This is a genomic window from Acidovorax soli (assembly GCF_014207955.1).
Classification (GTDB): domain Bacteria; phylum Pseudomonadota; class Gammaproteobacteria; order Burkholderiales; family Burkholderiaceae_C; genus Acidovorax; species Acidovorax soli_A.
Window position 1 is genome coordinate 19,841 of sequence record NZ_JACHLK010000022.1, and the last position, 26,599, is coordinate 46,439.

General features: G+C 68.8%; 26 protein-coding genes and 1 tRNA gene. 14 read left to right on the forward strand and 13 right to left on the reverse strand.

Annotated elements, in window-relative coordinates:
• Window positions 1–6 precede the first annotated feature (6 nt).
• From HNP48_RS31870 to uvrC, 5 genes are all read right to left on the reverse strand, one after another.
• Window positions 7–1,935: a SurA N-terminal domain-containing protein gene (locus HNP48_RS31870; RefSeq protein WP_184865014.1), complete on the reverse strand. Its 1,929-nt coding sequence runs from the start codon at window positions 1,933–1,935 to the stop codon at window positions 7–9.
• A 62-nt stretch (window positions 1,936–1,997) separates the two neighbouring features.
• Window positions 1,998–2,073 (reverse strand) — tRNA-Val (locus tag HNP48_RS31875).
• Window positions 2,074–2,095: 22 nt separating this feature from the next.
• Window positions 2,096–2,368: an HU family DNA-binding protein gene (locus HNP48_RS31880; protein ID WP_007858657.1), complete on the reverse strand. Its 273-nt coding sequence runs from the start codon at window positions 2,366–2,368 to the stop codon at window positions 2,096–2,098.
• A gap of 388 nt (window positions 2,369–2,756) precedes the next feature.
• On the reverse strand, window positions 2,757–3,323 hold the full coding sequence (gene pgsA / locus HNP48_RS31885; RefSeq protein WP_184865016.1) for a CDP-diacylglycerol--glycerol-3-phosphate 3-phosphatidyltransferase: 567 nt from the start codon (window positions 3,321–3,323) through the stop codon (window positions 2,757–2,759).
• Between the two features lie 254 nt (window positions 3,324–3,577).
• A complete protein-coding gene (gene uvrC / locus HNP48_RS31890) occupies window positions 3,578–5,620 on the reverse strand; it encodes an excinuclease ABC subunit UvrC (RefSeq protein WP_184865018.1) in 2,043 nt (680 codons plus the stop codon).
• A 195-nt stretch (window positions 5,621–5,815) separates the two neighbouring features.
• Between uvrC and HNP48_RS31895 the strand changes: the two genes are divergently transcribed.
• From HNP48_RS31895 to HNP48_RS31905, 3 genes are all read left to right on the forward strand, one after another.
• Entirely contained in the window at window positions 5,816–6,637 is an 822-nt protein-coding gene (locus HNP48_RS31895) for an NADPH-dependent oxidoreductase (RefSeq protein ID WP_184865020.1), read from the forward strand.
• 75 nt (window positions 6,638–6,712) lie between these two features.
• Window positions 6,713–7,768: a hypothetical protein gene (locus HNP48_RS31900; RefSeq protein ID WP_184865022.1), complete on the forward strand. Its 1,056-nt coding sequence runs from the start codon at window positions 6,713–6,715 to the stop codon at window positions 7,766–7,768.
• Window positions 7,765–8,760 (forward strand): hypothetical protein, encoded by a 996-nt coding sequence (locus HNP48_RS31905; protein WP_184865024.1) that lies wholly within the window; start codon window positions 7,765–7,767, stop codon window positions 8,758–8,760. The genes HNP48_RS31900 and HNP48_RS31905 overlap by 4 nt, the downstream gene beginning before the upstream one ends.
• A gap of 94 nt (window positions 8,761–8,854) precedes the next feature.
• Here HNP48_RS31905 and HNP48_RS31910 read toward each other — a convergent pair whose 3' ends face one another.
• Window positions 8,855–9,763, reverse strand: coding sequence for a LysR family transcriptional regulator (locus HNP48_RS31910; RefSeq protein ID WP_184865026.1), 909 nt, complete (start codon window positions 9,761–9,763; stop codon window positions 8,855–8,857).
• Window positions 9,764–9,885: 122 nt separating this feature from the next.
• Here HNP48_RS31910 and wrbA point away from each other — a divergent pair, with 122 nt between their 5' ends.
• Complete coding sequence (gene wrbA, locus HNP48_RS31915) at window positions 9,886–10,515, forward strand: NAD(P)H:quinone oxidoreductase (protein ID WP_184865028.1); 630 nt, start codon at window positions 9,886–9,888, stop codon at window positions 10,513–10,515.
• A complete protein-coding gene (locus tag HNP48_RS31920) occupies window positions 10,512–11,696 on the forward strand; it encodes a CynX/NimT family MFS transporter (RefSeq protein ID WP_184865030.1) in 1,185 nt (394 codons plus the stop codon). The genes wrbA and HNP48_RS31920 overlap by 4 nt, the downstream gene beginning before the upstream one ends.
• A 74-nt stretch (window positions 11,697–11,770) precedes the next feature.
• Here HNP48_RS31920 and HNP48_RS31925 read toward each other — a convergent pair whose 3' ends face one another.
• The 5 genes from HNP48_RS31925 to HNP48_RS31945 form a co-directional block, all read right to left on the reverse strand.
• A complete protein-coding gene (locus tag HNP48_RS31925; RefSeq protein WP_184865032.1) occupies window positions 11,771–12,682 on the reverse strand; it encodes a TorF family putative porin in 912 nt (303 codons plus the stop codon).
• 20 nt (window positions 12,683–12,702) lie between these two features.
• Window positions 12,703–13,122, reverse strand: coding sequence for a DUF2147 domain-containing protein (locus HNP48_RS31930; protein ID WP_184865034.1), 420 nt, complete (start codon window positions 13,120–13,122; stop codon window positions 12,703–12,705).
• Between the two features lie 65 nt (window positions 13,123–13,187).
• Window positions 13,188–14,492, reverse strand: coding sequence for an alanine racemase (locus HNP48_RS31935; protein ID WP_184865036.1), 1,305 nt, complete (start codon window positions 14,490–14,492; stop codon window positions 13,188–13,190).
• Complete coding sequence (locus HNP48_RS31940; protein WP_184865038.1) at window positions 14,489–15,934, reverse strand: D-arabinono-1,4-lactone oxidase; 1,446 nt, start codon at window positions 15,932–15,934, stop codon at window positions 14,489–14,491. The genes HNP48_RS31935 and HNP48_RS31940 overlap by 4 nt, the downstream gene beginning before the upstream one ends.
• Window positions 15,935–15,963: 29 nt before the next feature.
• Window positions 15,964–16,341 carry a cytochrome c5 family protein gene (locus tag HNP48_RS31945; protein ID WP_184865040.1) on the reverse strand — a complete coding sequence of 126 codons (378 nt, stop codon included), beginning with the start codon at window positions 16,339–16,341 and terminating at the stop codon, window positions 15,964–15,966.
• A gap of 153 nt (window positions 16,342–16,494) precedes the next feature.
• Here HNP48_RS31945 and HNP48_RS31950 point away from each other — a divergent pair, with 153 nt between their 5' ends.
• Window positions 16,495–17,178: a TetR/AcrR family transcriptional regulator gene (locus HNP48_RS31950; protein ID WP_184865042.1), complete on the forward strand. Its 684-nt coding sequence runs from the start codon at window positions 16,495–16,497 to the stop codon at window positions 17,176–17,178.
• A 26-nt stretch (window positions 17,179–17,204) separates the two neighbouring features.
• Here the strand turns inward: HNP48_RS31950 and HNP48_RS31955 are convergent, their stop codons facing one another.
• Window positions 17,205–17,915, reverse strand: a complete 711-nt coding sequence (locus HNP48_RS31955; protein ID WP_184865044.1) for an alpha/beta hydrolase — start codon at window positions 17,913–17,915, stop codon at window positions 17,205–17,207.
• A 78-nt stretch (window positions 17,916–17,993) separates the two neighbouring features.
• Between HNP48_RS31955 and HNP48_RS31960 the strand changes: the two genes are divergently transcribed.
• From HNP48_RS31960 to HNP48_RS31990, 7 genes are all read left to right on the forward strand, one after another.
• Window positions 17,994–18,440, forward strand: a complete 447-nt coding sequence (locus tag HNP48_RS31960) for a GNAT family N-acetyltransferase (protein ID WP_184865046.1) — start codon at window positions 17,994–17,996, stop codon at window positions 18,438–18,440.
• Between the two features lie 164 nt (window positions 18,441–18,604).
• The gene (locus HNP48_RS31965; protein WP_184865048.1) at window positions 18,605–19,456 is read left to right on the forward strand and encodes an IclR family transcriptional regulator; all 852 of its coding nucleotides are present in this window, start codon (window positions 18,605–18,607) and stop codon (window positions 19,454–19,456) included.
• A complete protein-coding gene (locus HNP48_RS31970) occupies window positions 19,453–20,619 on the forward strand; it encodes a thiolase family protein (protein WP_184865050.1) in 1,167 nt (388 codons plus the stop codon). The genes HNP48_RS31965 and HNP48_RS31970 overlap by 4 nt, the downstream gene beginning before the upstream one ends.
• The gene (locus HNP48_RS31975; protein WP_184865059.1) at window positions 20,616–20,996 is read left to right on the forward strand and encodes a Zn-ribbon domain-containing OB-fold protein; all 381 of its coding nucleotides are present in this window, start codon (window positions 20,616–20,618) and stop codon (window positions 20,994–20,996) included. Before HNP48_RS31970 ends, HNP48_RS31975 begins: the two co-directional genes overlap by 4 nt.
• Window positions 20,997–21,058: 62 nt before the next feature.
• Window positions 21,059–22,051, forward strand: coding sequence for a tripartite tricarboxylate transporter substrate binding protein (locus tag HNP48_RS31980; protein ID WP_184865061.1), 993 nt, complete (start codon window positions 21,059–21,061; stop codon window positions 22,049–22,051).
• A gap of 172 nt (window positions 22,052–22,223) precedes the next feature.
• Entirely contained in the window at window positions 22,224–24,356 is a 2,133-nt protein-coding gene (locus tag HNP48_RS31985; RefSeq protein ID WP_184865063.1) for an acetate--CoA ligase family protein, read from the forward strand.
• Window positions 24,357–24,438: 82 nt separating this feature from the next.
• Window positions 24,439–24,957 carry a tetratricopeptide repeat protein gene (locus tag HNP48_RS31990; protein WP_184865065.1) on the forward strand — a complete coding sequence of 173 codons (519 nt, stop codon included), beginning with the start codon at window positions 24,439–24,441 and terminating at the stop codon, window positions 24,955–24,957.
• A gap of 48 nt (window positions 24,958–25,005) precedes the next feature.
• Here the strand turns inward: HNP48_RS31990 and HNP48_RS31995 are convergent, their stop codons facing one another.
• Window positions 25,006–25,833 (reverse strand): RNA polymerase sigma factor, encoded by an 828-nt coding sequence (locus tag HNP48_RS31995; protein ID WP_184865068.1) that lies wholly within the window; start codon window positions 25,831–25,833, stop codon window positions 25,006–25,008.
• A gap of 109 nt (window positions 25,834–25,942) precedes the next feature.
• Here HNP48_RS31995 and HNP48_RS32000 point away from each other — a divergent pair, with 109 nt between their 5' ends.
• Window positions 25,943–26,548 (forward strand): ATP-dependent Clp protease proteolytic subunit, encoded by a 606-nt coding sequence (locus HNP48_RS32000; RefSeq protein ID WP_184865070.1) that lies wholly within the window; start codon window positions 25,943–25,945, stop codon window positions 26,546–26,548.
• The last annotated feature ends 51 nt before the right edge of the window (window positions 26,549–26,599 follow it).

The following is a 26,599-nucleotide window of genomic DNA, read 5'->3' on the forward strand; positions in this document are numbered from 1 at the left end:
AATTCTTCAATTTTCTGTTGGGGTGATGGTCAACTCGGAGGGGCGGCTCACCTTCATCTCGACCTTGAAGCGCTCCTTGAGCATCTCGTAGTAGGCCACGCCTTCGGCCGTGCTCCACCACTGCATGAGCTGCATGCGCTCTTGCTGGGCGCGCTGTGCCTCGGGCTTGTCGCGCGGCACGATGCGGTTGACCTTGACCACGGCATAGCCCTGGCCGGCGCCCAGATCCACACCGGTGAAGGCGGGCAGCTTCTCGGCGTTGGCGCGCAGGGCGGCGTCGATCAGGGGGCGCGGGAAGTTCATGGGCGTGTCGCGCGCGATCGTGGCGGCGGCGGTCAGGCCTGCGTTGGTATCGGGCTTGGCGGTGTACTCGGCCAGCTTGGCCTCGCCTTCCTTGCGTGCCAGCTCGGCAGCCTTCTCGGCCACGTACAGCGTGCGCACCTTGTCACGCACCTTGTCCAGCGGCAGGGTCTCGGCCGGCGTGTAGCTGGCGATGCGGCCCGATGCCATCTGGCTGGGGCCCACTTCCACGGCTTCGGTGTTGCGCTTGTTCTGCACCGAGTCCGACGAGAACAGGGCTTCGAGGAACTTGGCGTTGGCCAGCGGGCCGGTGGCACCGGGCACGGGGGTGCGGGTCACGCCATTGGCGGTCTGCACCTTGAGCTTGAGCTTCTCGGCCACAGGGGCCAGGCTGTCGGCCTGCTCGTACACGCCGTTGGCGAAGGATTCGGCGACTTCGGCGTACTTGCGCTGGGCCTGCTGGGCCTTGAGGTCCTTCTCGATGCCGGGGCGCAGTTCTTCGAACGGCGGCACGCGCGAGGGCTTGATGTCGGTGACCTGGATGATGTGGTAGCCGAAGTCGGTTTCCACCACGTCGCTGATCTCGCCCTTCTTGAGGCCGAACGCGGCGTCTTCGAAAGGCTTGACCATGTCGTTGCGGCCGAAGAAGTTCAGGTCGCCGCCTTGCGCGGCCGAGCCGTCCTGCGAGTTCTTCTTGGCCACATCGGCAAACGTGGCCGGCGCCTTGCGCACCTGCTCCAGCAGTTCGGTGGCGCGGGCCTTGGCCTTTTCACGGTCGGCAGCGGGCGTGTCCTTGCCGGCCTTGATCAGGATGTGGCTGGCACGGCGCTCTTCCTTGGAGCCCAGGGTCGCTGCGTTTTCCTTGTAGTAGGTGCGCAGGTCGTCTTCGTTGAGCGTGATGCTGTCGCGCACGGCATCGAGGCTGAGCACCAGGTACTCGACATTGGCCGATTCGAGCTGCTTGAACTGTGCGGGGTGGGCCTTGTAATAGGCCTCCAGGTCGGCGTCGGTGGGCGTGACCTTGGAGGCGAAGTCGGCCGCGTTGAAGCGGGCCACCTGGATCTCGCGGCGCTGATAAAGCGCGTCCAGCGACTGGGCGATCTGCGCATCGGTCACGAAGGCCGAGCCGACCACGCCGCCCAGGATCTGGTTGACCGACAGGTCGTTGCGCACGCGCGCTTCGAAGCCGGCGGGCGTGAGGCCCTGCTGGGCCACCAGGGCACGGTAGGCTTCGTTGTCCATGCTGCCATCGGGGCGCTTGAGCGCGGCGATCTGGGGAATCTCGGACAGGCTGCGCGCCAGGCGGGCGTCGCTGGTCACCATGTGCATCTTCTGTGCGGCGGCGGCCAGCACGCGCTCGCGCACCATGCGTTCGAGCGTGGCATAGCGGGCGCCGGGGGAGTCGAGCAGCTTCGCGTCCATGGTGGGCTGCTGCGCGCGGATGCGGTCGCTCTCGGCCCGGTGCGCGTTGTCCCATTCGGTCTGTGTGATCTTGTTGCCATCCACGCGCGCAACCACGGCACTCTTTTCAGAGAAGTAGTTGCTGTCGATGCCGACCAGCACAAACGAGGGAATGACCAGCAAGAACAACAAGAACATCATGATCTTGGAGTGCTTGCGGATGGATTCAAACATGATCGAACTTTCAGTGACAAAAAACAAAAAGGCGAACTTGCGTTCGCCTTCGTGTTCGGTGGTGGTGGGTCCTGACGGTCTCGAACCGCCGACCTACTCCGTGTAAAGGAGCCGCTCTACCAACTGAGCTAAGGACCCCGCCTCAACAACAAACGTGTCTTCAGTTCAAGGCGTCTTTCAGAGCCTTGCCTGGACGAAACTTCGGCACTTTAGCAGCTTTGATCTTGATCGTATCGCCCGTACGGGGATTACGGCCGGTACGGGCAGCGCGCTTGCCCACGGCAAAGGTGCCAAAACCGACGAGCGAAACAGTACCGCCCTTCTTCAGGGTCTTCTTGACGGCCTCGATCGTGGATTCCAGGGCACGCGCTGCAGCGGCCTTGGAGATGTCGGCGTTGTTAGCGATGTGCTCGATCAGTTCAGTTTTGTTCACAAGAAGCCTCTCGGGAAAAGCGTTGATGAAGAAGTTGTCTTGGGTATCTGGTCTTCACACGTCAGAAGGCACAGCCGGTGGGGGCTGGGTGTCTGCAGACGGGGGAATGACTGGCGTACACAGCAGGGGCTGCTGCATCAGATTAAAGCCATCGACTTTCAAGGTGTCAATACAACACGCTGCATTGCCACAGCGATGAAGCGAATTCTAGTCGTATTTCACACCCCGTCCGGGCTTGCGGCGCGCTTTTGTCTCAAACGCGCCGTATGCGCGCGATTCCCGATTGACAGCCGCGGCGCCTGCCAGCAGGCCTGCGGCGCGTGCCCCATAACGGGGCATGGGCCCGCACAAAGCCATGCCGGTTCGCGATTTCGGATAGACGAAAAACTCACTTCACACGGGCGCGAATCTCGGGCAGGGCCTTTTGCAGGTAGTACACCATCGACCACACGGTGAGCACGGCCGAGGCCCAGATCAGCCAGGTGCCCCACACGCCCGTGTCGATCACGCCGAGCAGGCGCCCGTCGTACAGCAGGAAGGGGATGGCGATCATCTGCACCGTGGTCTTGACCTTGCCGATCATGTGCACGGCCACGCTCTTGCTTGCGCCGATCTGCGCCATCCATTCGCGCAGGGCCGAGATGGCGATCTCGCGCCCGATGATGATCAGCGCCACGAACACGTCGGCGCGTTGCAGGTGCACCAGCACCAGCAGCGAGGCGCAGACCAGGAACTTGTCGGCCACCGGGTCCAGGAAGGCCCCGAACGATGAAGTCTGGTTGAGCTTGCGCGCCAGGTAGCCATCGAGCCAGTCGGTGGCGGCGAACACGATGAACATCACCGTGGCGATCAGGTTGCGCGTGGCCGGCTCCAGCGGCGCGTAGAACACCCCCACGATCAAAGGTATCGCGACGATGCGCGTCCACGTCATCAGGGTGGGGATGGTCCAGAACATGCGCCGATTGTGCACCACTGCAGGATAGCCTTCGGGGCCGCAATGGCGCTTTACGGCGATAGCCATCTCTGGCCAACTGACCGGGCTCGGCGCAGCGACCTCAGCTCTTCATTGCGCTGCATGCCGGCCACAGCGCGTGAAATTGGCGCGGCCCAAGCCAGTGCTCCCGTGCAAGGGCCGCCAAGCTGCGTATGCGGCGCTTCGCTTGCGTGCACCGGGAGGGGGTGAAGGCGCGAAGCGACTCAGGGGGTGCTTCATCTCAACGCTCTATAAATCTCTTCGGCCAGGTCGCGCGAAATCCCGTCCACCGTCGCCAGGTCTTCCACGCTCGCGCTGGCCACGCCGCGCACGCCGCCAAAGCGCTGCAGCAGGCGCGCACGTTTCTTGGGGCCCACGCCGGGTATCTCTTCGAGTTGGCCGCCGCCCACGCGCACCTTGGCGCGCGCGGCGCGCATGCCGGTGATGGCAAAGCGGTGCGCCTCGTCGCGGATCTGGGCCACCAGCATCAGCGCGGCCGAGTCCTTGCCCAGGTAGACCTTCTCGCGGCCATCGGCAAACACCAGCTCCTCCAGCCCCACCTTGCGGCCCTCGCCCTTTTCCACGCCCACGATGCGCGTGAGGTCCAGGCCCAGCGCGGTGAACACCTCGCGCGCCACGCCCACCTGGCCCTTGCCGCCGTCGATCAGCACCAGGTCCGGCAGGCGCGCCACGCCCTTGGGCTTGACCGGGGCCGCCTCGGGGTTCTCTGCATCGGGCGGCGGCGCGGCCGCGAAGTCGATGCCGCCGGCCTCGCGCGCCGCCTCCACCACCTTGCTGTAGCGGCGCGTGAGCACCTGGCGCATGGCGGCATAGTCGTCGCCACCGGTGATGCCCTCGATCTTGTAGCGGCGGTATTCGCTGCTCTGCATCTTGTGGTGGTGGAACACCACGCACGATGCCTGGGTCGACTCGCCCGCCGTGTGCGAGATGTCGAAGCACTCGATGGTGAGCTGGTCCAGGTCCTCGGGCGGCAGGTCCAGCGCCTCGGCCAGGGCGCGTGTGCGCGCCTGCTGCGAGCCCTCTTCGGCCAGCAGCCGGGCCAGTTGCAGGTCGGCGTTCTTTTGCGCCATGTCCAGCCAGGCGCGGCGCTGCTCGCGCGGCTGGTGGATGGCATTCACGCGCGTGCCGGCCTGCTCGCCCAGGGCCTCGATCAGCGCCTTGTCCACCGGCTCGCTGCACACCAGCACCGGCGGCACGGGCACGCCGATGTAGTGCTGGGCGATGAAGGCTTCGAGCACCAGCGCCTCCACCCGGCGCGCGGGCGTGGGTGCAGCGGTGGGCACGGCATCGCCCTCCCCTTCAGCCTCTTCTTCATGGATGGCCGCGGCATCTTCCACATGCACGGGGAAATAGGGCCGGTCGCCCAGGTGGCGCCCGCCGCGCACCATGGCCAGGTTCACGCAGGCGCGGCCGCCCTGCACGCGCACGGCCAGAATGTCCACGTCCTTGTCGTCCGCGGTCTCGATGGACTGCTGGTGCAGCACGCGCGACAGCGCCTGCATCTGGTTGCGCACATCGGCCGCCTGCTCGAACTCGAGCTTGTCCGAGTGCGCCATCATGCGCACCTCCATGGCCTTGAGCACCTCCTGCGTCTCGCCGCGCAGCAGCGCCTCGGCGTGCTGCACGTCGGCCGCATAGGCCTCGGGCGAAACCAGGTCCACGCAGGGCCCCGAGCAGCGCTTGATCTGGAACAGCAGGCAGGGCCGCGTGCGGTTGGCGAACACCGTGTCTTCACACGTGCGCAGCCGAAACACCTTTTGCAACAGCTGGATCGACTCCTTCACCGCCCAGGCGCTCGGGTAGGGGCCGAAGTAGCGGTGCTTCTTGTCCACCGAGCCCCGGTAGTAGGCCATGCGCGGAAACACCTGCGAGGGCGAGCCGCCCTGCGCCGACACCGGCCCCGGCACCCCGGTGATCTTGAGGTAGGGATAACTCTTGTCGTCGCGGAACAGGATGTTGAACTTGGGGTTCAGCGTCTTGATCAGGTTGTTTTCCAGCAGCAGCGCCTCGGCCTCGGAGCGCACCACCGTGGTCTCCATGCGCGCGATCTTGCTCACCATGTGGCCGATGCGCGTGCCGCCATGGTTCTTGGTGAAGTAGCTCGACACCCGGCGCTTCAAGTGCCGCGCCTTGCCCACGTAGAGCAGCGCGTCCTGCGCGTCGAAATAGCGGTACACGCCGGGCAGCGGCGGCAGCGCCGCCACCTGGGCCAGCAGTTCTTCGGAATGGACTCGCAGTGCTTCTTCGTCTTCGGACATGGGGGCTATTGTCATGGCAATGCGAAGCGCCTTGCACGGCACCGCGCATCGCCAGGCCGGGCGCCCCGGCGCAGGGGCGTGCCCGGACTTCGGCTCTGGCCGCGCAACGCATAGCCATATGCGGTTTTCATGCTTGGCGGCAGGTCGGGCGGTGCTACCTTGGCGGCCAGCCTCCACACGAACGCCCGCGCGCCCATGACCTACACCCCTACCTATCTGCAAGCCCGCTACGGTGCCCAGGCCGCAGCCTGGCCCGTACCCCACCACCCCGTGGTCGAGCACATCCTGTCGCACCGCTCGGTGCGCAACTTTTTGCCCGACGCGCTGCCGCCGGACACCGTGCAGACCCTGGTCGCTGCGGCCCAGTCGGCCCCCAGCAGCTCCAACCTGCAGACCTGGAGCGTGGTCGCCGTGCACAGCCAGCACAGCCGCGACCGCCTGGCCGAGCTCGCCGGCAACCAGGCCCACATCCGCACCGCGCCCCTGATCCTGGTCTGGCTGGCCGACCTCTCGCGCATCGCCCGCATAGCGCAGTACAAGGACCAGCCCGCCGACGGCCTGCCCTACCTCGATACGTACCTGATGGCCGTGATCGACGCCGCCCTGGCCGCGCAGAACGCCGTCGTCGCCGCCGAGGCCCTGGGCCTGGGCACCGTCTACATCGGCGCCCTGCGCAACCAGCCCGAGGCGGTGGCCCAGGTGGTGGGCACACCCGCCGGCGTGTTCCCGGTCTTCGGCCTGGTCGTCGGCCACCCCGACCCGGCCCGCCCCGCCGCCATCAAGCCGCGCCCGCCCCAGGCCAGCGTGCTGCACCACGAGCGCTACACCGCCCCCGCCAGCCTGACCGACGAGATCGGCGACTACGACGCCCAACTGCGCGACTTCCAGGCCAGCGAAGGCTTGTCGGAAATCGATTGGAGCGACCTGGTGCTGCAGCGCCTGGCCAATGCGGACTCACTCAAGGGCCGGCACCGGCTGGTGGAGGCATTGCAAGGGGCGGGATTTCCGCTGCGGTGAAGAAAAAACCAATCAGCTTCTTTTCTGCGCCATGCAACCCGTGTAGATTCGGTCCCACAAAAAGAGAGAGGGAATATGAAACTACACGGAATCATTGCGCGATGCTGTGCATCCGCCTTGATCGCATTGGCCTGGACCTGCCCGGCATACGGTGCCGCATCCACGGAAGCCGAGGAGCGATCCGGACTGCGCGAGTTCTTCGCGCGTAAATTCGTATTGTCTGAATATGAAGAGCTTGACGCCTGGTACACCAAGGAACTTCAGGAAAACGCCCGTCTTCCATCCGGCGTCTTCCGCGCCAACCGACTGGTACGCTCCATCCATTTCAGCCCCGAGAGCTGCTACGTGTCGGACGGGCCGTGCCCGCGTGTCTATGACGCCGCCTGGGCGGCGCAACAGAAAAAAGCCAAGGATTGGCTGGCAAAGGCCCCCCAGTCCACCCTGGCAGCGATGGTGCTGGCCAATGCTTACAACCAACAGGCCTGGGCGCACCGCGGCGATGGCTATGCCCACACCGTGCGCGACGAAGACATGCGCACCTTCCTTGAGCTCAACCAGAAGTCCCTGCGCGCCCTGTTTACGCACGCGGAATTCGGGCGAAAAGACCCCAACTGGTGGGCGCAACTCCTGACCTTTGCGCTGTACAGCGGCATCGACAGGCAGTCCTACACAAAGCTTTCGCAGGATGCCATTGCCGCATTTCCCAAAAACCACGACGTCTACTTCGCCATATCACTGGGGTTGATGCCGCAATGGGGCGGAAGCCGCAAGGCAATTGCAGACCTTGCAGCCCAAGCCGTGGAGAACACCAAAGCCGAAGAGGGACAAGCCTTCTACGCCCGCGTCTATTGGAACCTCTACTCGTGGCTGGCCACGGACGGCCCAGCAGTCTTTACCCGGCCCGACGTGAACTGGCCGCGCATCCGCGCAGGCTTCGAAGATCTGATCCAGCGCTACCCCAGCAGCGTCAACTTCAACGCCTATGCCCGGCTGTCCTGCGTGGCCGCGCAGGACAAGCAGGCTACGGCCAAGGCCATCCAGCGGATGGGGCAAGACATCGTTCCCCAGATCTGGGAAAGCCGTGCGGAGTTCGCGCGCTGCCGAAGCTGGTCGCAGGAAGGTGCGCAATGACCGGGCTGCGCCTGCTGGCGGCGGCTTTGCTGCTCTGGGCGGCCAGCGGCAATTGCATGGCTAAGCCAAGCTGGGCGGAATATCTCAAGAGCTACAAGCTGTTGGAAAGCGGCGCCTTCACCCAACTCGAGGCGTTACACGCCAGGAGCACGGCAATCAAGGACGTCGATGACTTGGGCTACACAGAAGTTGAGAAGTTCTTTGACGGATTGGTGGTGGGGGCACACTCGATTACCTCCCAGCCTAGTGTCGTCCTGGAGCATGCGCGCCAGTGGGTGAAAGCCTCACCGGACAGCATGGCTGCAGCCATCGTGCTGGGTCGCCTGACCATTCAATGGCTGGACTCGTGGTTCCAGAAAAAGCCCAGTTGGGCCGAACAGGAAAGACTGATCGCGGATGCGCGCCAGCAGATGGAAAGGTTCAAAGAGCGGGGAAAGAACCATCCTGAATGGCACAGCGCCTACATCCGCCTCATGGCGCTGAATGGCGCCGGGCCTTCGCAGGTGATGGAAAGCACGAAGCTGCACCTGCAGGGGCAGTCCATTCCTGGCAGACTGTATTTCGCAGACATCGTGCAGGCGCTGGACATCGGCACCTCTGGTGCATTTCCCCAACTGCGTGAACTCGCGGTGCTCGCATCCCAGAAGTCTGGGCAACGGGATGGTCTTGCCATGTATGCCGTGGTCTACCTCGCTGCCTTCGACTTTGCGCCGAATCTGCGCACAGACTTCTTCAGGCCCGAGATGACCGACTGGCGAACGCTCGATTCCGCGCTGATCGATCTGGAAAAGCACTACCCCGCCAATTGGCAACGCCACTACCATGCAGCGTTATCCTGCCAGGCCCGCGACAAGGCCCGTGCCAGTGTGCTCTTCAGCCAATTGTCCAGACCCGACGTGGAACAGTCCGAACTATGGAAAAGCCGCTTGGGCGGAGAGGCCGTTTACAACCGCTGCAAGTCCTGGGCGCTGGGTCGGTCCGAGCCGACCTAGACACCGGCGCCATGATCTGCGCCACCGCGCGGCCAGGCTGCGCAAGTTCATGGCGGCCGCGGCCATGTACTGCCCTGCGACGGCATCCCGAGCCTTACCGGGCCAACCGGTGCAACACCTCCCGCAACGCCAGCGCCGCCACGCCCAAGGCCCGGTCGGTGCGCCAGGCCAGGTAGGTCTGCATCTGCGCCACGCCCTGCGGGCCCAGGGCGGTGGCGGGCAGGGGCTGCAGTTGCCCCTCGGCCAGCTCGCGCTCCACGGCCCAGTGCGGCAGGCGGCCCCAGCCCACGCCGGCCAGGATCAGGGCGCGCTTGGCGTCCTGGGTGCCCACGCGCAGCGTCTGGGGCGACAGCACGCCGAAGTCGCGCCCTTCGGACAGCGCGCTCGGGTCCTCCAGCACGATCTGCAGGTGGTCGGCCAGGTCCACGCCCGCCAGGGCCTGCCTGCCGCGCCCACGCCTTGCCAGAGGGTGGCCCTGCGCGGCCACCGCCACGATGGGCACGGCCTGCAGTGCCTCGGTCTCGATGCGCGGGTCGCGAAAATCCTCGCCCGCCATGATGGCCAGGTCGCAGGCCTCGTCGCGCAGCGCCTGCAATGTGCCGCCCAGCGGCGCGGTGGCCATGCGCAATCGAACGGAGGGCAAGGCCGCGCGCAGCTCGCCCAGCGCGGCGGCCGCCAGGGGCAGCGGGTAGAGCGTGTCCACCATCAGGGCCAGCTCGGTCTCCACGCCCTCGCCCAGGCCGCGGGCCCGCGCACGCAGAAAGTCCACCTTGAGCAGCACGGCGCGCGCGTCCTCCAGCAGGGCCGCGCCGGCGGGTGTCAGCGCCGGGCGGTGGCCGCTGCGGTCGAACACCGCCACGCCCAGCTGGTTCTCGAGGTTGGCGATGGCATGGCTCACGGCCGACTGGGCGCGCAGCAGGCGTGCGGCCCCGGCGCGAAAGCTGCCGGCCTCGGCCACGGTGACGAACATGCGGATCTGGTCGAGGGTGAGGGCGTCGAGCATGGAGGGCCTTTTTGATCTGTTTCATAGATCAGAATGACCTTAATTTTATGGCTTCCGCAGATCACTCCATGTGCCGATACTTGGCTACATCCCGACCCCAGAAGAAAGACGTTGGCGCCACCATGACCCAGGTTCTCGTTCTCTACTATTCCTCCTACGGCCATATTGCAACCATGGCTGCCGCCGTGGCCGAGGGCGTGCGCAGCCTGGGCGGCGGCGCCAAGGCCGTGGTCAAGCGCGTGCCTGAGCTGGTGCCAGAGCACATCGCACGCAAGGCGGGCTACCAGGCCATGCCGGATGTGCCTGTCGCTTCGGTGGGCGAACTGGCCGACTACGACGCCATCGTGATCGGCACCCCCACGCGCTTCGGCAGCATGGCTGCGCAGATGAAGAACTTCCTCGACCAGGCCGGCGGCCTGTGGGCACGCGATGCATTGGTCGGAAAAGTGGGCAGCGTCTTCACCTCCACCGGCAGCCAGCATGGCGGGCAGGAGTCGACCATTCTCTCCACCCATACGGTGCTGCTGCATTTGGGCATGGTGATCGTGGGCCTGCCCTACCGTTTCAAGGGCCAGTTGCGCATGGATGAGATCACCGGCGGCTCGCCCTACGGCGCCAGCACCCTGGCCGACGATGGCCACGGCGGTGATCGCCAGCCCAGCGCCAATGAGCTGGAGGGCGCCCGCTACCAGGGCCGCCATGTCGCCCACGTTGCGCGCGCACTGCGGCAGGCCCAGGCGGTGGCGGCGTGAAGCCCCGGGCAGCAGCGCCCCAGGCGGGAACGACCGACTGGCGCACCGTGGCCGTGGTGGTGGCCGCAGGCGTGGCCTCGTCCTTCCACCTGGGCAAGGTGGCCATTGCCGGCCCCCAGCTGCAGGCCGGCCTGGGGCTCAGCCTGTCCATGCTGGGCGCCCTGGGCGGCACCTTTGCCATGCTGGGCGCGGTCGGCGGCGTGCTCGCGGGATCGGTGGTGGCCCGTGCGGGCGCGCGCCGCATGCTCGTGCTGGGCCTCGTGGCCACACTGCTGGGCGCCTTGCTGGCGGTATCTTCCGGCAGCTACGCCATGCTGCTGGCCTCGCGCGTGCTCGAAGGGCTGGGCTTTGTGCTCATCACCGTGGCCGGGCCCACCGTGCTCGCGCGGCAGGTGCAGGCCGCCGACCGCAGCCGCGCCATGGCACTGTGGAGCTGCTTCATGCCCAGCGGCATCGCACTGGCCATGCTCACGGGGCCGTGGTTCGGCGGCTGGCGCAGCCTGTGGATGGCGGCAGCGCTGGGCTCGGGCCTCATCGCGGTGCTGGTGCTGCGGGCCGTGCCCAGCACCGCGGGTGCACAGGGCGCACCGGCCGGGCCACGCGCACGCATTGCCGAGCTGGGGCGCGGCCCCGCACTGGCCCTGGCCACCACCTTTCTGCTCTACAGCCTGATGTTCTTTGCCCTGTTCAGCTTTCTGCCGGTGCTGCTGCAGCAGCGCATGCAGGTCAGCGCCAGCACGGTGGGCCTGCTCGCGGCACTGGCCAGCGCGGCCAACATCGTGGGCAACCTGGCGGCCGGCGCACTGCTGCCGCGGGTGGGGCGCACGGCGCTGGGCACGGCCGCTGCCGCCGCGATGGCGCTGTGCGCGCTGGGCATCTTCCTGCCCTTGCTGCCCCCCTGGGCCGCCTTTGCGCTGTGCCTGGTGTTCTCGGCCATGGGCGGGCTGGTGCCGTCCAGCCTGCTGTCATCGGTGCCGCAGGTGACGGCCACGCCCGCCCACGCCGCGCTGGCCGTGGGCCTGCTCATGCAGGGCAGCAACCTGGGCCAGGCCCTGGGCCCGCTGCTGGTGGGCAATGTGGTGGACCACCATGGCTGGCCGGCTGCGGCGGCGTGCGTGGTGCTGGCGGCGCTGGCAATGGCCTGCACCCTGCGCTGGCGGGCACGCACCGGGGCGCCATAGGCCTTGGCGTGCGTCCTGCCCGGCGGGCGGCAGCACGCAGCCGGGTGCGATGCAGGCCTGCCCGCCATTCATGCTCAGAAGCGTTTGGCGATGCTGAGGATCAACCGGGTCTTGTCCATGCGCCGCGCGGTGCCGCCCGCGTCCACGGCCACGAAGGGCGCGCTGTCGCGCACCGTGGCGCCCGCCGCCTCGGCGCCGAAGATGAAGCCCCAGCGCGTGTGCTCCAGGCCCAGCCGGTAGTCCACCGTGTCCATGCCGCGGAAGTTGCGCACCTTCTGCCAGCCCAGGTGGCCGATGAGCTTGGTGCTGCCGTTGATCGGGTAGGCCAGGTCGAGGTCGAGCAGCTGTGTGCCCCGGCTGTGGCGCATGCCCTGGCCGTAGCAGTCCATGGCGGCCGCCATGTCGCTGGCCAGGTAGCTGGGGCAGATGGTGGAGGAGTTGGCCCCCCGGAAATCCCTGCTCACCACATGCAGGTAGCGCGCGGTGAGGTAGCCCCAGCCCAGCTCGCCCACCAGGTAGCTGGTGTGAAAGCCCGTGTTGGCCACGCCGGTGGGGTCGAAGTTCTCATCGAAGCCCGTGGGCGCGCCAACCACCCTGGCCCGCGGGAACCACTCGCGCGCAGCGGCCACGCCATAGTGCAGCGCGCGCGGGTCGCCACCGCGCCAGCCCACGGCCAGCATGGGGTTGAGGCGGTTGCTGTCAGGGTAGTTCACGCGGCTGATGCTGCCAACCTGGAACTGGCCGATCAGGCCGGACTCGTGCGCGAGCTCCACCGTCAGCTCCGCGCCGGGCCGCCCGAAGCTATCGGAGATGCCACGCGTCTTGCGGTCGCTGGAAAACTTCAGGGTGGTGCTGATGCTGTAGCTGGCAATCTCGGGCTCATCGTCGGCCGGGGTTGGCGCAGCGGGCATCTGGGCCTGGGCCTGGGCCAGTGCGCTGGCGCCCGCAAGCGCTGCCAGAGCCAACAGGTGGAGGGTGTTCTGCATGGAGGTCTCCTCGGGGTGGGTCAGCGTTGCGGGCAGGGCTGGGCTGGGGCGGCGGCGCGGGTCATCTCCTCGGTCTCGCCCAGCACCTCGACCCCCACGAAGGCGCGCAGGCTGAGCTTGTCGCCCTGTGCGCGCAGCACGCCCTTGTAGTTTTTCTTGCTGCGCGGGTCGTGCACCCAGCCCTCGCGCCAGGCTTCGCCGTCCCAGCGCTTGAGCCTGGCGATGCGCACGCCGCAGGCATCCGCCGCGGTGCCCGCGTCCTTGTCCCAGACGATCTGCCCGCACAGCACACCAGCTGCGTCGGCACACTCCTTGAATTCGACGATGGCGCCCTGGTCGGCGCTGAGCCAGGTGCCATGGGCATCCCTTGCGTTGGCCGCGTGCGTGGGCAAGGCCACGCACGCGGCCAGGCAGGCGGCCAGGGTGAGGGGGTATCGCATGTTGTCTCCTTTGTTGTGTATCGGTATCTGGAGGGGTTGGGGAAAAAGGCGAAGCGGGAACGGATTCAGGGCATGGGCAGCAGCACGGGCCAGTGCCCGACCACCTCGCCCCCCGCGACGACGGCGATGTCGCCGAACTGCTGCAGCATCGCCTCGCTCTTGTGCGGGCGCAGGAACACGGTGTCGCCCGGCGACAGCCCCTGCCGCCCCGAACCAACCAGCACCTGCTGGTTGGGCGACTGCCCGTACAGGCCGCTGGTGGCCAGGCCTGCGGGCGACACCGGGTCGGCGCGCCACTGCCCGCCGTAGAGGAACACGCCATGGCGCTGGTTGCGGTCCCACGCCTTGGCAAGCCCGCCCAGCCACTCCACGCCCGTGGGCAGCTCGAAGGCGCCGCTCTTGAGCACGGGTGCGGCGATGAAACAGGCGGCCTCGCATGCCGCCAGGTGCGCAAGGTCGAATTCCGTCGGCTTGACGAAGGCCGAGCCGATGCTGACCTCGTTGGCTGCGCCGCTGCCATCGTGCAGGTGGAAGGTGGGCGAGCCGGCGGCATTCCAGGTCAGGGGCATCGCCGCATCGGCCCGGCCCACCTGGGCCAGCGCCGCCTGGGCCTGCGCCTTGTAGTCCGTGTAGACCTTGGTGGCATGCGCTTGCGCACGGCTGCGCGCGCCGGGCAGGTCGGGGATGGCGCTGATGTGCGGGTCGTAGCCCATCATGCCGCTGAACTGCAGCAGCGGCTCCTCGCGCAGCAGCGCCAGGGCAGTGCCCAGGGCCTCGGCGCTGGCAAAGCCGCCCCGGTGCAGGCCCACGTCGATCTCCAGGTTGACGCGCAGCGTCTGGCCCAGCGCGCGCGCCAGCTCGCGGTACTCGGCCAGGCGCGCGGGGGTGTCGACCAGCCATTGCAGCTGGCGGCCCGGGTCGAACGCGCCACGCACATGCTGCTGGTAGAACGCCTGCGCCGCGCCCACCGGCAGGGGCTTGCCCAGCAGCAGGTCGTGGCGGGGCATGTCGGCGGCCAGGCGCAGCAGGTAAGGCAGGTTGAAGACCATCTGCCGCGTGGTGCCGGCCTCGCGCGTGATCAGCTCCAGCAGCGGCAGCGAAGGCAGCGACTTGGCCACCACACGCAGCGGCATGCCCTGCGCCTTGAGGGCCAGCACCTGGCGCAGATTGGCCTGCAGGCGGTCACGGTCGATCACCAGCACCGGGGTGGTGGCGTCGGTCGCGCGGCCGGAGCGGCGCAGCGCGCGCGCCAGCGCTGCGAAGTACGCATCGTGTGGCGCGCCGCGCTCCGACGGGCGCATCGCCATGGCGGCCACGGCGACAACGCCCGTGCCGATAAGCCATTTGCGGCGGGTGGTGGTGGTGGTCATGCCGTGACTCCCAACAGGCTGCGCAGGTGCGGATTGAGCAAACGCCCCTCGGGGTCCATGTCCCGGCGCAGCGCCTGGAAGTCCTTGAAACGGGGGTACAGCGTGGCCAGCTGCGCCGCGCCCAGGCTGTGCAGCTTGCCCCAGTGCGGGCGGCCGCCATGGCGCTGGAAGATCGGGCCGATCTCGCTGAGCAGGTAGTCGTGCGCCTCGTCGGCCGCCGCGTGCACGGCGATGGAGCAGCTTGCGCGCTGGTAGAAAGGGCTGAGCCAGGCGTCATCGGCGGCGACGAAGCGGAACTCGAGCGGAAAGAACACCTCGCTGCGCTTCTCCAGCGCGGCGATCACCTCCTTCACGCAGGCCAGGCCGGCCTCGGCGGGCACGTGGTACTCGGTCTCGTTGAACCGCGTGGGCCGCTGCGTGGCCAGCAGGCGCCAGGCGCGGTTGCGTGCGTCCTCGGTCTGCTTCGGGTCGATCAGCCAGCCCGCCACCTTGCGCCGCAGCGCGGGCGAAAAACCCAGCCAGTCGCGCAGGCGGCGCAGGTCGCGCAGGACGTCCTCGTCCGCCGCCTGCACGGTGAGCACCTCGGCGCTGGTGTCCACATCGTGCGTGATGCCCGCCGCATAGCCCGTGAAGGGCAGGTAGTAGAACTCGAAGTTGCGGTGCTTGCGCGCCAGTTCGGGCGCCCGCTCCAGCAGTTGCATCGCGGGCTCCAGCCAGACATGGCGATGCAGGTTGTAGGCGGGCACCACACGCACCTGGGCCTGGGTGATGACGCCCAAGCTGCCCAGCGACACGCGCGCGGCCGCCAGCAGCTCGGGGTTCTTGCTGGCGCTGCATTCGACCACCTCGCCGCGCGCCGTGACCAGGCGCAGCGCCTGCACCTCGGCGTGCAGCGCAGGCAGCTCGCGCCCCGTGCCGTGCGTCCCCGTGCTGATGGCCCCGGCGTAGCTCTGCACGTCGATGTCGGGCAGGTTGGGCAAGGCCAGGCCCAGCGCGTCGAGCTGGCGCGATACCACGGAAAGGCGCGTACCCCCCTGTACCAGCGCGGCACCCGCCACCGGCGCACGCGCCACGCCCGAAAGGCGGTCGAGCGACACCAGCCACTGGTCGGTGGGCACCAGCGGCGTGAACGAATGGCCCGCGCCCACGCTGCGCAGCGTGGTACCTGCGGGGGCATCGCGCAGGGCCTGGGCCAGCTCGGCCTCGTTGGCCGGCACGAAGTGGCGCCGGGGCTGGCATTGCTGCAAGCCCGACCAGTTGCGCCAGGGGGCGGGCGCGGCCGGGGACGCAGAGGCCACCGCAGCGGCGGCAGCCGCAGGCGCCTGGGCGCGCGCCAGGCCGGGCCACAAGGCCGCACCCAAGGCGCTGCCGGCGCCCGCACGCAGCAGCAAACGGCGCGAGGCGGCGCCGCGCCGGCGCAGGGAATCGAGGGGATGTGTCATGGGCAAGGAGGGGAGCTGAGGGAGAAGGGCTACTGGGCCATGAACTGGATCAGCGCGCGCAGATCGCTCGCCGTGCAGTCGGCGCACAGCCCGCGCGCCGGCATGCCGCCCAGGCCCTGCTCTGCGTGGCGCACGAGGGTGTCCATGCCCTGCTTCAGGCGCGGCTGCCAGGCGGGCGCAAAACCCGTCAGCGGGGCCTGGGCCGCGGCCTGCGTGTGGCACACCATGCACGAGCGCTCGTACTTCTCGGCCAGCGCCGCATCGCGCGGGCGCAACTGGGCGGCGCGGGCCTCGTCCGCGGGGCCCGGAGCGGCAGGCCCCCCGCAGCCGGCCAGGGCCAGCGCAAAGGCGACGGCCAGCGCACCCCGGCAGGCCGGGAACACAGAAAGCGGGATGCGAAGAAACATGGTTTGGATCATTTGAAAAACAATGATCTCAAAAAAAACATTGTTTTATTTCAGGGTTTACACCCCCGTGCCGTTCCCGTTGCTTGCGATTGCCAGCCCAGCCCGCAAGGGATATCCCCGCGGGGCGAGAGCGCACATTGCACAATCGGCCGCATGACAAGTTCTCCCGACCCCGTGCAGGGCGAGGCCCCTCCCGCTCCGCCGCGTGCGAGCCGCCGCGACACGGAAATGCAGGCACGCCGGCGCGACCTGCTGGCCGCCGCGCGCAAGCTGCTGCGCAAGGGCGGTGCGCAGGCCGTCACGATGCGCGCCGTGGCCGAGGTGGTGGGGGTGTCCACCACGGTGGTCTACGCGCTGTTTCCCGACAAGGCGGCCTTGATCGCCCAGGCGGTGGACGACGACCTCAAGCGCTTTTCGCGCCACCTGCAGCAGGCACTGGCGCAGGCCAGCGACGCGCGCGACGCGCTGCGCAAGGTCGCGCGTGCCTACGCGGCCTTCGGCGTGGCGCACCCGCAGTCCTACCGGCTGATGTTCATGGAAGCCCGGCCCGCCTCGCCGGTGGAAGACTCATCGATCGAATTCGGCAACCCGAGCGAGGACGCCTATGCCCTGGCGCGCACGCTGGCCGACGGCCTGCTGCGCGAGGCGGGCGGCCCGCCGCCCGCACAGGCCGACATCGAAACCACGGCCCAGCTGGTGTGGGAGGCGCTGCACGGCGCGACCTCGCTGCGCATCACGCTGGGCGACGACCCGTGGTTCGCGCGACTACCGCTGGAGCAGCACATCGACCGCATGGTGGACGTTTTCGCCGCGGGGGTGCTAAGCCGCAGCCGTTGACGGGAATTTGGGGGGCAGCACCCCCGTCAGCCAAGCCCTTGCAGCGTGGCGCGCACGCGCTGCGCCACCCGGTCGAACTCCGCCGGCCGCTGCTGGAGCCAGGCATGCAGGTGGTGGCCCGCACCCGCCAGGCGCAGCACCTCCACGCTGCGCGCCCTGCGGGCACGGCTGCAGTATTCCTCTTCCACCTGCCGAGGGATCACTGCATCCTCGGCGCCCAGCACCAGCAGCAGGCGGCCTTCGAAGCGTTCGAGCGCATCGAAAGCGGGTGACGAGGCAAAGTCGCTCGTCGCGCGGATCACTTGCTGGAACGCGGGCCCGAAGGGCACGTCCAGCGCCGCCGCCTCATAGGCCGCCGGGCAGTACAGCACCAGCGCAGGCGGGGCCAGGGCCTCGATCAGCGAGCATGCGATGTGCCCGCCCATGCTGGAGGCGATCAGCGACACCGGCCGGCGCATGCCAAGAAAATCCACCACCGCCAGGGCCTGCTGCGCCCGGTCGCGCAGGCCCGAATCGGCCATGCGGCCCGTGCTCTCGCCCTGCCCTGCAAAGTCGAAGGCCACACTGGCGTGGCCGTGTTCGGCCAGCCAGTCCAGCAGGGGCTGGTAACCCAGGCGCGACGAAGCGCCGCCGCCATGCAGGGCCAGGGTGCGTGGTGCACTGTGGGACGGGCTGTGGGTGGTGGTTCCGTGCAGTTGCACGTTGCGAAACGGAAGCTGGAAGTGGGAATGCGCCATGGCCGCTTTTCGGAGATACGCGGATGATGGCACGCCCCAGCCACTACAGTCGGGCAGCCAGCCCACCAGGAGCCCCCAATGATCGCCCGCCGCGCCATCGAGTCCGACAGGGATGCCGTGCTCGCCCTGTACCGCGAACTGCGGCCGCACGATCCCCCGCTGGCCCCGGATCGGGCTGCAGCACTGTGGAGTAGCGTGCACGACAGCCCCCACTCTCTCATCGCGGTGTGCGAGCACGAAGGCCAGGTAGCCGCCACCTGCATGCTGGCACTGGTGGCCAATCTCGCCAGCGAGGGCCGCCCCATCGGCTTCATCGAGCATGTGGTCACCGCATCGGCGGCCCGCCGCCTGGGTCTGGGCGAGGCCTGCCTGGCGTTTGCCACGGACGAGGCCTGGCGGCTTGGCTGCTGCAAGGTGGTGCTGCTGTCAGGCGCCCAGCGCCCGCAAGCCCATCGCCTCTACGAAAAGCTGGGCTTCAACGGGGATGTGGAGCGGGGCTTTGTCATCAAGCGGCCGGTGGGGTGATGCACCGCCGCGTTCCAGGCATCCCCGCACCGGGTTAACCCGCACCCGCCTCTGTGAAAGTTTTACCCACCAAAACTTTGAAGCAAGGCTTTGACGGGAGGAATGGCAATCCCTAGATTGCAGGCAGCCGCACCGTTTCACTCCAAGAAACAAGAAAAGCTGCCATGCCCCCTGCCGCAAAACGCCCCCGATCCGTCGTCACCCGCGACCCGCACGGTGCCAGCACCTCCTCGGTCGAGCGTGCCATGCGCGTGCTGCGCGTCATGTCCGAAGGCGGCAGCACCCGGCTGACCGACATTGCCACCGCCGCCGGCCTGGACAAGGCCACCGCGCTGCGCCTGCTCGATGCCATGGCACGCGACGGTTTCGTGGCGCGCGATGCGCAGAGCAAGCAGTTCTCGCTGGGCCCCGAACTCATGGTGCTGGGGGCGGCCGCGCTGCGCCGCTTCGACCCACGCCAGCTGGCCCAGCCCAGCCTGCTGCGGCTGACCGGCCTGTTCGAAGACAGCGCCGTGCTCTCCATCCCCAGCGGCGTGGAGTCGCTGTGCATCGCTGTGGAAGAAGGCACCTACCCCATCCGCGCCAACTACCTGCGCGTGGGCAGCCGCCGGCCGCTGGGGGCCGGCGCGGGCAGCCTGGCGCTGCTGGCCTTCATGCCCGATGCCGAGCGCGAAGCCGCGCTGGAGATACTGGCCACGCAGCTGCCCGCACGCTACCCGCGCATCACCATGGCCCTGCTGCACGAGCACATTGCCCAGGCGCGCGAGCGCGGCCACGTGGTGCTGCTCGACGTGGTGGTGGAGCGCATGGGCGGCATTGCCACGCCGATTTTCGACCCCGACGGCCGGCCCGTGGCCGCCCTGAGCATTGCCGCGCTGAGTGACCGCATCCTCACCCGCGAAGCCGCCCTGGCCCAGGCCCTGCGCCGCGAAGCCACGGTGTGCCAGGTGCGCTGGGCCGAGGCCCTGCGCCCCACGCCCACCATCGTCCGCCGCACCAAGGCCGCTGCCGCATGACCAACACCACCCACCCCGCCACGGCCTATATCCGCGCCGTGGGCAACACGCCCTTTGGCCGGCACGAAGGGCACAGCGCCCTGGATCTGATGGCCCGGGCAGCCACCCAGGCGCTCAATGGCGCCCAACTGCGCCGCAGCGACATCGACGGCCTGCTCTGCGGCTACGCCACCACGCTGCCGCACCTGATGCTCTCTACCCTGTTCAGCGAGCGCTTTGCCCTGCAGCCCCGCTACGCGCACAGCCTGCAGCTGGGCGGGGCCTCGGGCGCAGCCATGCTGGATCTGGCGCGCGAACTGGTGCGCGCGGGCCGCTGCCGCCATGTGCTGGTAGTGGCCGGCGAGAACCGGCTCAGCGGCCAGTCGCGCGACAGCGCCATCCAGACCCTGGCGCAGGTGGGCGATGCGGACTATGAGGTGCCCAACGGTGCCTCGGTGCCCGCCTACTACGGCCTGCTGGCATCGGAATACCTGCACCGCACCGGCACCACGCAGGCCGATCTGGCCGAGCTGGCCGTGCTCATGCGCAGCAACGCCGCGCGCCACCCCGACGCGCACCTGCGCACCCCCATCACCGTGGCCGAGGTGCTGGCCGCCAAGCCCATCGCCGCGCCCCTGGGCCTGCTCGACTGCTGCCCCATATCGGACGGCGCCATGGCTATGGTGGTGTCGACCGAACCGGGCGAACACGCGCGCATCGCCATTGCCGGCACCGGCCAGGCGCACCGCCACCAGCACCTCACGGCCATGGCCGATGTGATGCAGTGCGGCGCGGGCCAGGCCGCGCAGCAGGCGTTCGCCGAAGCCGGCCTGGCCCTGGCCGATGTGGACTACCTGGGCATCTACGACTCGTTCACCATCACCCTGGCCATGCTGCTCGAAGAGATCGGCTTCGCCCCGCGCGGCGGCGCGGCGGCGCGGGTGCGCGCGGGCGACTTCTCTCCCACCGGCGTGCTGCCGCTCAACACGCATGGGGGGCTGCTCTCCTTCGGCCACTGCGGCGTGGCCGGCGGCATGGCCCATGTGGCCGAAGCCTGGCGCCAGATGGCGGGCCAGGCCGGCACGCGCCAGCTGCCGGCACCGCCGCGCCACGCCTTCGTGCATGCCGATGGGGGCGTGATGTCGTCCCACGTCAGCCTCATCCTCTCGCGGGAGGCCGCATGAGCGAATCCGTCACCCAACAAGCCCTCGCCGCCCCCTTCACCGAGGGCCTGGCCCAGGGCCTCATCCGCTACCAGCGCTGCATGGCCTGCGGCACGGCGCTGACCCTGGCGCGCTATGCCTGCCCGCACTGCGGCCATGGCGTGCTGGCCTGGCACGACGCAGTTGGCACCGGCACGGTGCGTGCCGTGACGGTGGTGGCCCGCGCCCCGTCGGACGAGTTCCGCCCCCTTGCGCCCTACACCCTGGTGCTGGTGCAGCTCGACGAAGGCCCGCGCCTCATGGCCCACGCCGCGCCCGGCGTGCGCATCGGCGACGTCGTGTGCGCGGGCTTCTTCACCCACAACGGCCGCACCCTGGTGCGCTTTGCCCCGCCCTGAATCACTGACGTTCTCGCTTCCTGTTCTCGCATTGCCAACCAAAACCATCCAGGAGACAAGCAATGAAAGCACCGAGCACCGCCCGCCGCCGCCACCTCACCGGCCTGCTGGTCCTTGCCCTGCTGGGCAGCGCCCCGGCTGCCTGGGCCCAGGCAACGCCCTACCCCGACAAGCCCGTCAAGCTCGTCGTGCCCTACCCGCCGGGCGGCCCCACCGACATCGTGGCCCGCGTGGTGGCGCAGAAGCTGCAGGACGCGCTGGGCCAGCCCTTTGTGGTCGAGAACCGCCCCGGCGCGGGCGGCAACCCCGGCGCCGAGGCCGTGGCCCGCAGCACGCCCGACGGCTACACCCTGGTGGTGGCCACCACCGCGCATGCCATCAACCCCTCGCTGTTCAGCAAGCTCAGCTACCAGCTCATGAAGGACTTCGCGCCTATCTCGCAGCTCACAGCGGGCCCCCTGGTCATCGTCGCCCACCCGGCGCTGCCGGCCAACAACGTCAAGGAGCTGATCGCGCTGGCCAAGTCCAAGAGCGGGGGGCTCAACTTCGGCTCCTCGGGCAACGGCCAGTCCACCCACCTGTCGGCCGAGCTGTTCAGCGCCATGGCCGGTGTGAAGATGGCGCATGTGCCCTACAAGGGCAGCGCCCCCGCGCTCACCGACGTGATGGCCGGGCAGACCGACCTGATGTTCGACACCATGCTGTCGGCCATGCCGCACGTGAAGGCCGGCAAGCTCAAGGCGCTGGCCGTCACCAGCGCCCAGCGCTCGCCCGTGGCGCCCGATGTGCCCACCGTCGCCGAAGGCGGCCTGCCCGGCTACGAGGCCATCGCCTGGAACGGCCTTCTCGCCCCCGCCGGCACACCCGCGCCCGTGGTCGCCAAGCTCAATGCCGAACTCAAGAAGGTGCTGGAGAGCCCCGACGTGAAGCAGCGCTTCGAGGCCCAGGGCTTCACCCCCATGTGGAACAGCCCCGCCGACTACCGCGCCTTCATGCAGGCCGAAGTGGACAAATGGGCCAAGGTCGTGAAGACCTCCGGTGCCACCGTCGACTAGTTAGCGACTCAAAAAGCTCTTCTGGCGTCGTTGCTGCGTCTTGTCGTACCGCTGGTACTGCCTGCGACGCAGCGCCTAGCCAGAACCGCTGCGCTGAGCTTTGTGAGCCGCTCTGAACCAGCGCTGTAAAGACGGGCTCATCCCATTTCGTTCATTCGTCACTCACCACGCCATGTCCCCCTCCCTGCTCTCCTGCGCCCTCAACCCCCAGTCCGTGGCCATCATCGGCGCGTCCGACAACATCCACAAGATCGGGGGCCGCCCCATCCACTACATGCAGCGCCACGGCTTTGCCGGCCGCATCTACCCCATCAACCCGCAGCGCGAAACGATCCAGGGCCTGCCAAGCTACGCCAGCCTGGCGGCCCTGCCCGAGGTGCCCGAGCTGGCCCTGGTGGTGGTCGCTGGCGACACGGCCGCGGCGGCGGTGGAGGATTGCGCGGCCCGCGGCGTGCAGGCCGCCGTGGTCATCGCCTCGGGCTTTGGCGAAACGGGGCCCGAGGGCGCGGCCGTGCAGCGGCAGATGGTGGCCACGGCGCGTGCGGCCGGCATGCGCCTGTTCGGCCCCAATACGCAGGGCCTGGCCAACTTCGGTACCGGGGCCATTGCGGGCTTTTCCACCATGTTCATCGAGGTCCCGCCGCAGGACGGCCCCGTGGGCATCGTCAGCCAGAGCGGCGGCATGAGCGCCATGGCCTACGGCCTGCTGCGCGGGCGCGGCCTGGGCGTGCGCCACGTGCACGCCACCGGCAACGAAGCCGACGTCACCGTGGGCGAGCTGGCCTGGGCCGTGGCCCACGACCCCGATGTGCGCCTGCTGCTCCTGTACCTGGAGAACATCGCCCAGCCCGAGCTGCTGGCCGCCACCGCCGCCTACGCACGCGAGCGCGACCTGCCCATCATCGCCGTCAAGGCCGGGCGCACGGCGGGCGGGCAAAAGGCCGCCTCCTCCCACACCGGCTCGCTTGCCAACGAAGACCGCACGGTGGACGCCTTCTTCCGCCACCACGGCATCTGGCGCGTGCGCGACCCGCATGCCCAGGCCCTGGCGGCCGAGGCCTACCTCAAGGGCTGGCGCCCCGCCGGGCGGCGCCTGGTGGTCATCAGCAACTCCGGCGCCAGCTGCGTCATGGGGGCTGACGCGGCCGACGACGTGGGCCTACCCCTGGCCGCGCTGGCACCCGCCACCCAGGCCGCCGTGGCCGCCAAACTGCCCGGCTTTGCCACCACCACCAACCCCATCGACATCACGGCCGCGCTGCTCAGCAACAGCGGCCTGTTCGGCGACGTGCTGCCCGCCGTGGCCCAGGACCCGGCTGCCGACCTGTTCTTCATCAACATCCCCGTGGCCGGCGCGGGCTACGACGTGGACGCCTTCGCGCGCGACACCGCCGCCTTCGAGGCCGCCACCGGCAAACCCGTGGCCGTGGCCGCCTGGCAGGACAGCGTGGCCGCCCCCTTTCGCGCCCAGGGCATCGCCACCTATGCCAACGAAGCCCAGGCCCTGGGCGTGCTGGCCCAACTGGCCGACCACACCGCGCTGATGCGCAAGCCCCGTGCGCCTGCGCTGCCGCCCGTGAAGGTGGCGCTGCCCGCAGGCCCCGCAGGCTTCATGAACGAGGTGGACAGCCTGGCCCTGCTGGCACGCCATGGCGTGCCCACCGTGCCGCTGCGGCTGGTGTCCAGCGCACAGCAGGCGCGCGAGGCCTTCGCCGCCATCGGCGCCCCCGCGGTCGCCAAGGCCTGCTCGCCCGACATCCCGCACAAATCCGAGCACGGCTTGGTGGCCCTGAACCTGCAAAGCGCCGACGAGGCCGCAGAGTGCTTCGACCGCTTCTGGCACAAGATGGGCACCCTGGGCGCGGCGCGCGACGGCGTCGTCATCGCCGCCATGCGCCGCGGCCGGCACGAGTTCATGGTCGGCGCGCGGCACGACCCTGTCTTCGGCCCCGTGGTGGTGGTGGGCGACGGGGGCAAGAACGTCGAAGCGCTGCAGGATTGTGCCGTGCTGCTGCCCCCCTTCAGCACGCAGGATGTGCACGATGCCCTGCGCACGCTGCGCATCGCCCCCCTGCTCGCCGGCGTGCGCGGCGACCCGCCGCTGGACGTAACCGCCCTGGCACATGTGGCCGTGGCCGTGGGCGCGGTGATGGCGGGCGCGAACGGGGCCATCGCCTCGATGGACCTCAACCCGGTGCTGGTGGGTGCGGTGGGTGAGGGGGCGGTGGTGGTGGATGCGCTGGTGGAGCGGAGCACACACCTCGACGCGGATCACATGCAGCGAGCACACGCACATCCCGCCTGACCGGGGCAGGCAAGACCTGCCTTACAGGCGCGCACTGGTAGCATGGCTGAGTCTTTCCACTTGCAGACTCTGGAACTTCGCAATGATCGATCAAGCCCGTGCATCACGCCTCGCAAGCCAGGCTTTCGACCTGTGGCAGTCCGGCAAGGGCGCAGAAGCCATCCCACTCTACGAGCAGAGCCTTACCCTGGCAGACCCCAGCCACTACCGTTTGCCGGACTACCATGGTGAGCTCGCGACCGTGCTGTCGGAATTGGGTCGCTTTCCGCAGGCACGCAACCAGTTGGAGCTGTCATTGAGCGTCACATTGGGCCAAGGTGCGGCAGAAGGAAGCATAGGAGTGGTCATCGCGCGATATTTCCTGGCCGACCACCTGCTGGGCCAGCAGCGACCACAAGAGGCACTGCAAGTGATCGAACCCTCCCTGGCCAAAGGGATCGCGTCCGAATGGCTGCTGCGCCTTGTCAAGGCGACAGCGCTGCACGCACTGGGGCGCATCGATGAAGCCCGCCCGGAAGCAGCCATGGTGCTGGAGACCGCTCCGTCCAGCCAGAAGCGGGAAGAACTCGCGGAATTGCTGGGCAAGCTCCAGTTGCCGTAGCTGCAACCGCCCGCCCAGGGCTGGAGCCTGTTCTCTCTACCGACGCAACTACACCGCCACAGGCTCCAGATCCAGCCCACACACAGGGCGCACACCCAGCGGCAACACGCACAGCCGCACCCCATCGAGCGTGAGCACCAGACCCAGTTGCCCACCCACCTGCACGATGCCGCAGGTGGTGGCAGTAGCGGCCGCACGCGGCGCCACCGGGACGCCTTTGACGGATGCGGCCTGCGCCACCGCACGCACCGGCGGCTGGCCCAGCATGGCCCACAAGGCCTGCGGGTCGCGCAATTGCAGCGCCTGCAGGTAGACGCCAAAGGTAGCGCTTTCGTCGCGTCCACCCGCTTCGGTCTCCCGCACGACGCCCTCCGGCCCCGCCTGCCTCAAGCGCAGCAGCGCCCGGCGCATTTGCTGGCGGCTGCCGGCCTCGGTCTTGCCGCCGGCCTGGGCCAGTTCGGCATGGCTGGCCTCGAAAACCTCGTACAGCAGCACGGCAGCCCCGTCCGCGGGCGCCAGTCGTGCGGCAAGGGCCCGCAGGGCGCGCTCAGCCTGCTGGGCCTGTGCGGCGTCGGACTCGGCAGAGGGTGTGGATGCCAGCCCGGCGTCGCTGGTCTCGTTCAGTTGGGCCACCCACGATTCCATCCACTGGCGCCGCCGCAGCCGGTCGATGGCCTGGTGCCGCACCACGGTGTGCAGCCAAGCGTGCGCGGCATTCAGGTCGCCCAGGCCGGCCTCGGACTCCAGCGCGCGCACCAGGGCGTCCTGCACGGCGTCCTCGGCTTCGCTGGGCCCCAGCAGGCGCGCGGCCGCACGCACCAGGCGGCGGCGGGCGCCGTGATCGGTCAGGGGCAACAGGTGGCGGTCATCGTGCATGCCAGCCATCTTGCCACGGTGGGGCACACTCTGCAGGGGCCTGTCACGAAACCCGGGCCCCGTTCGTCAAGGCAGTTCTTCCCATTCCACATTGAAGGACTGTTTCTCCATGTACTACGCCGCAGACGACACCCCTGCCCCACCCTCCAGCGCCACCGAGCCCCGCACCTCCTACCTGGAGGAAAAAGCCTTCAAGGCGCGCACCCTGCTGATCTTCGGCACCGTGACCGATGTGACGGCCGCCGACGTCACGCGCCGCCTCATCGCGCTCGATGCCGAGGGCCCCGAGCCCATCGACATCATCGTGAGCTCGCCCGGCGGCCACCTCGAATCGGGCGACGCCATCCACGACGTGGTGCGCTTCATCGCCGCGCCGGTGAACATGATCGGCACCGGCTGGGTCGGCAGCGCCGCCACCCATTTGTACCTTGCGGCCCCGCGCGAGCGGCGCTACTGCCTGCCCAATACGCGCTTTCTGATCCACCAGCCCAGTGGCGGTGCGGGTGGCCAGGCCACCGACATCGCCGTGCAGGCGCGCGAGATCGTCAAAGCGCGCGAGCGCATCGCCCGCACCATCGCGCGCGAGACCGGCAAGCCGCTGGAGCAGGTGCTGGCCGACATCGAGCGCGACCACTGGCTCTCGGCCCAGGAGGCGGTGGACTACGGGCTGGTGTCGCGGGTGATCGAGCGCAAGACCGAGCTGCGGGGGGGCTGAAAGCCATCGGGGCCCGCCAGGGCCATGGAATGCCCGCATGGGCGCCCGGCG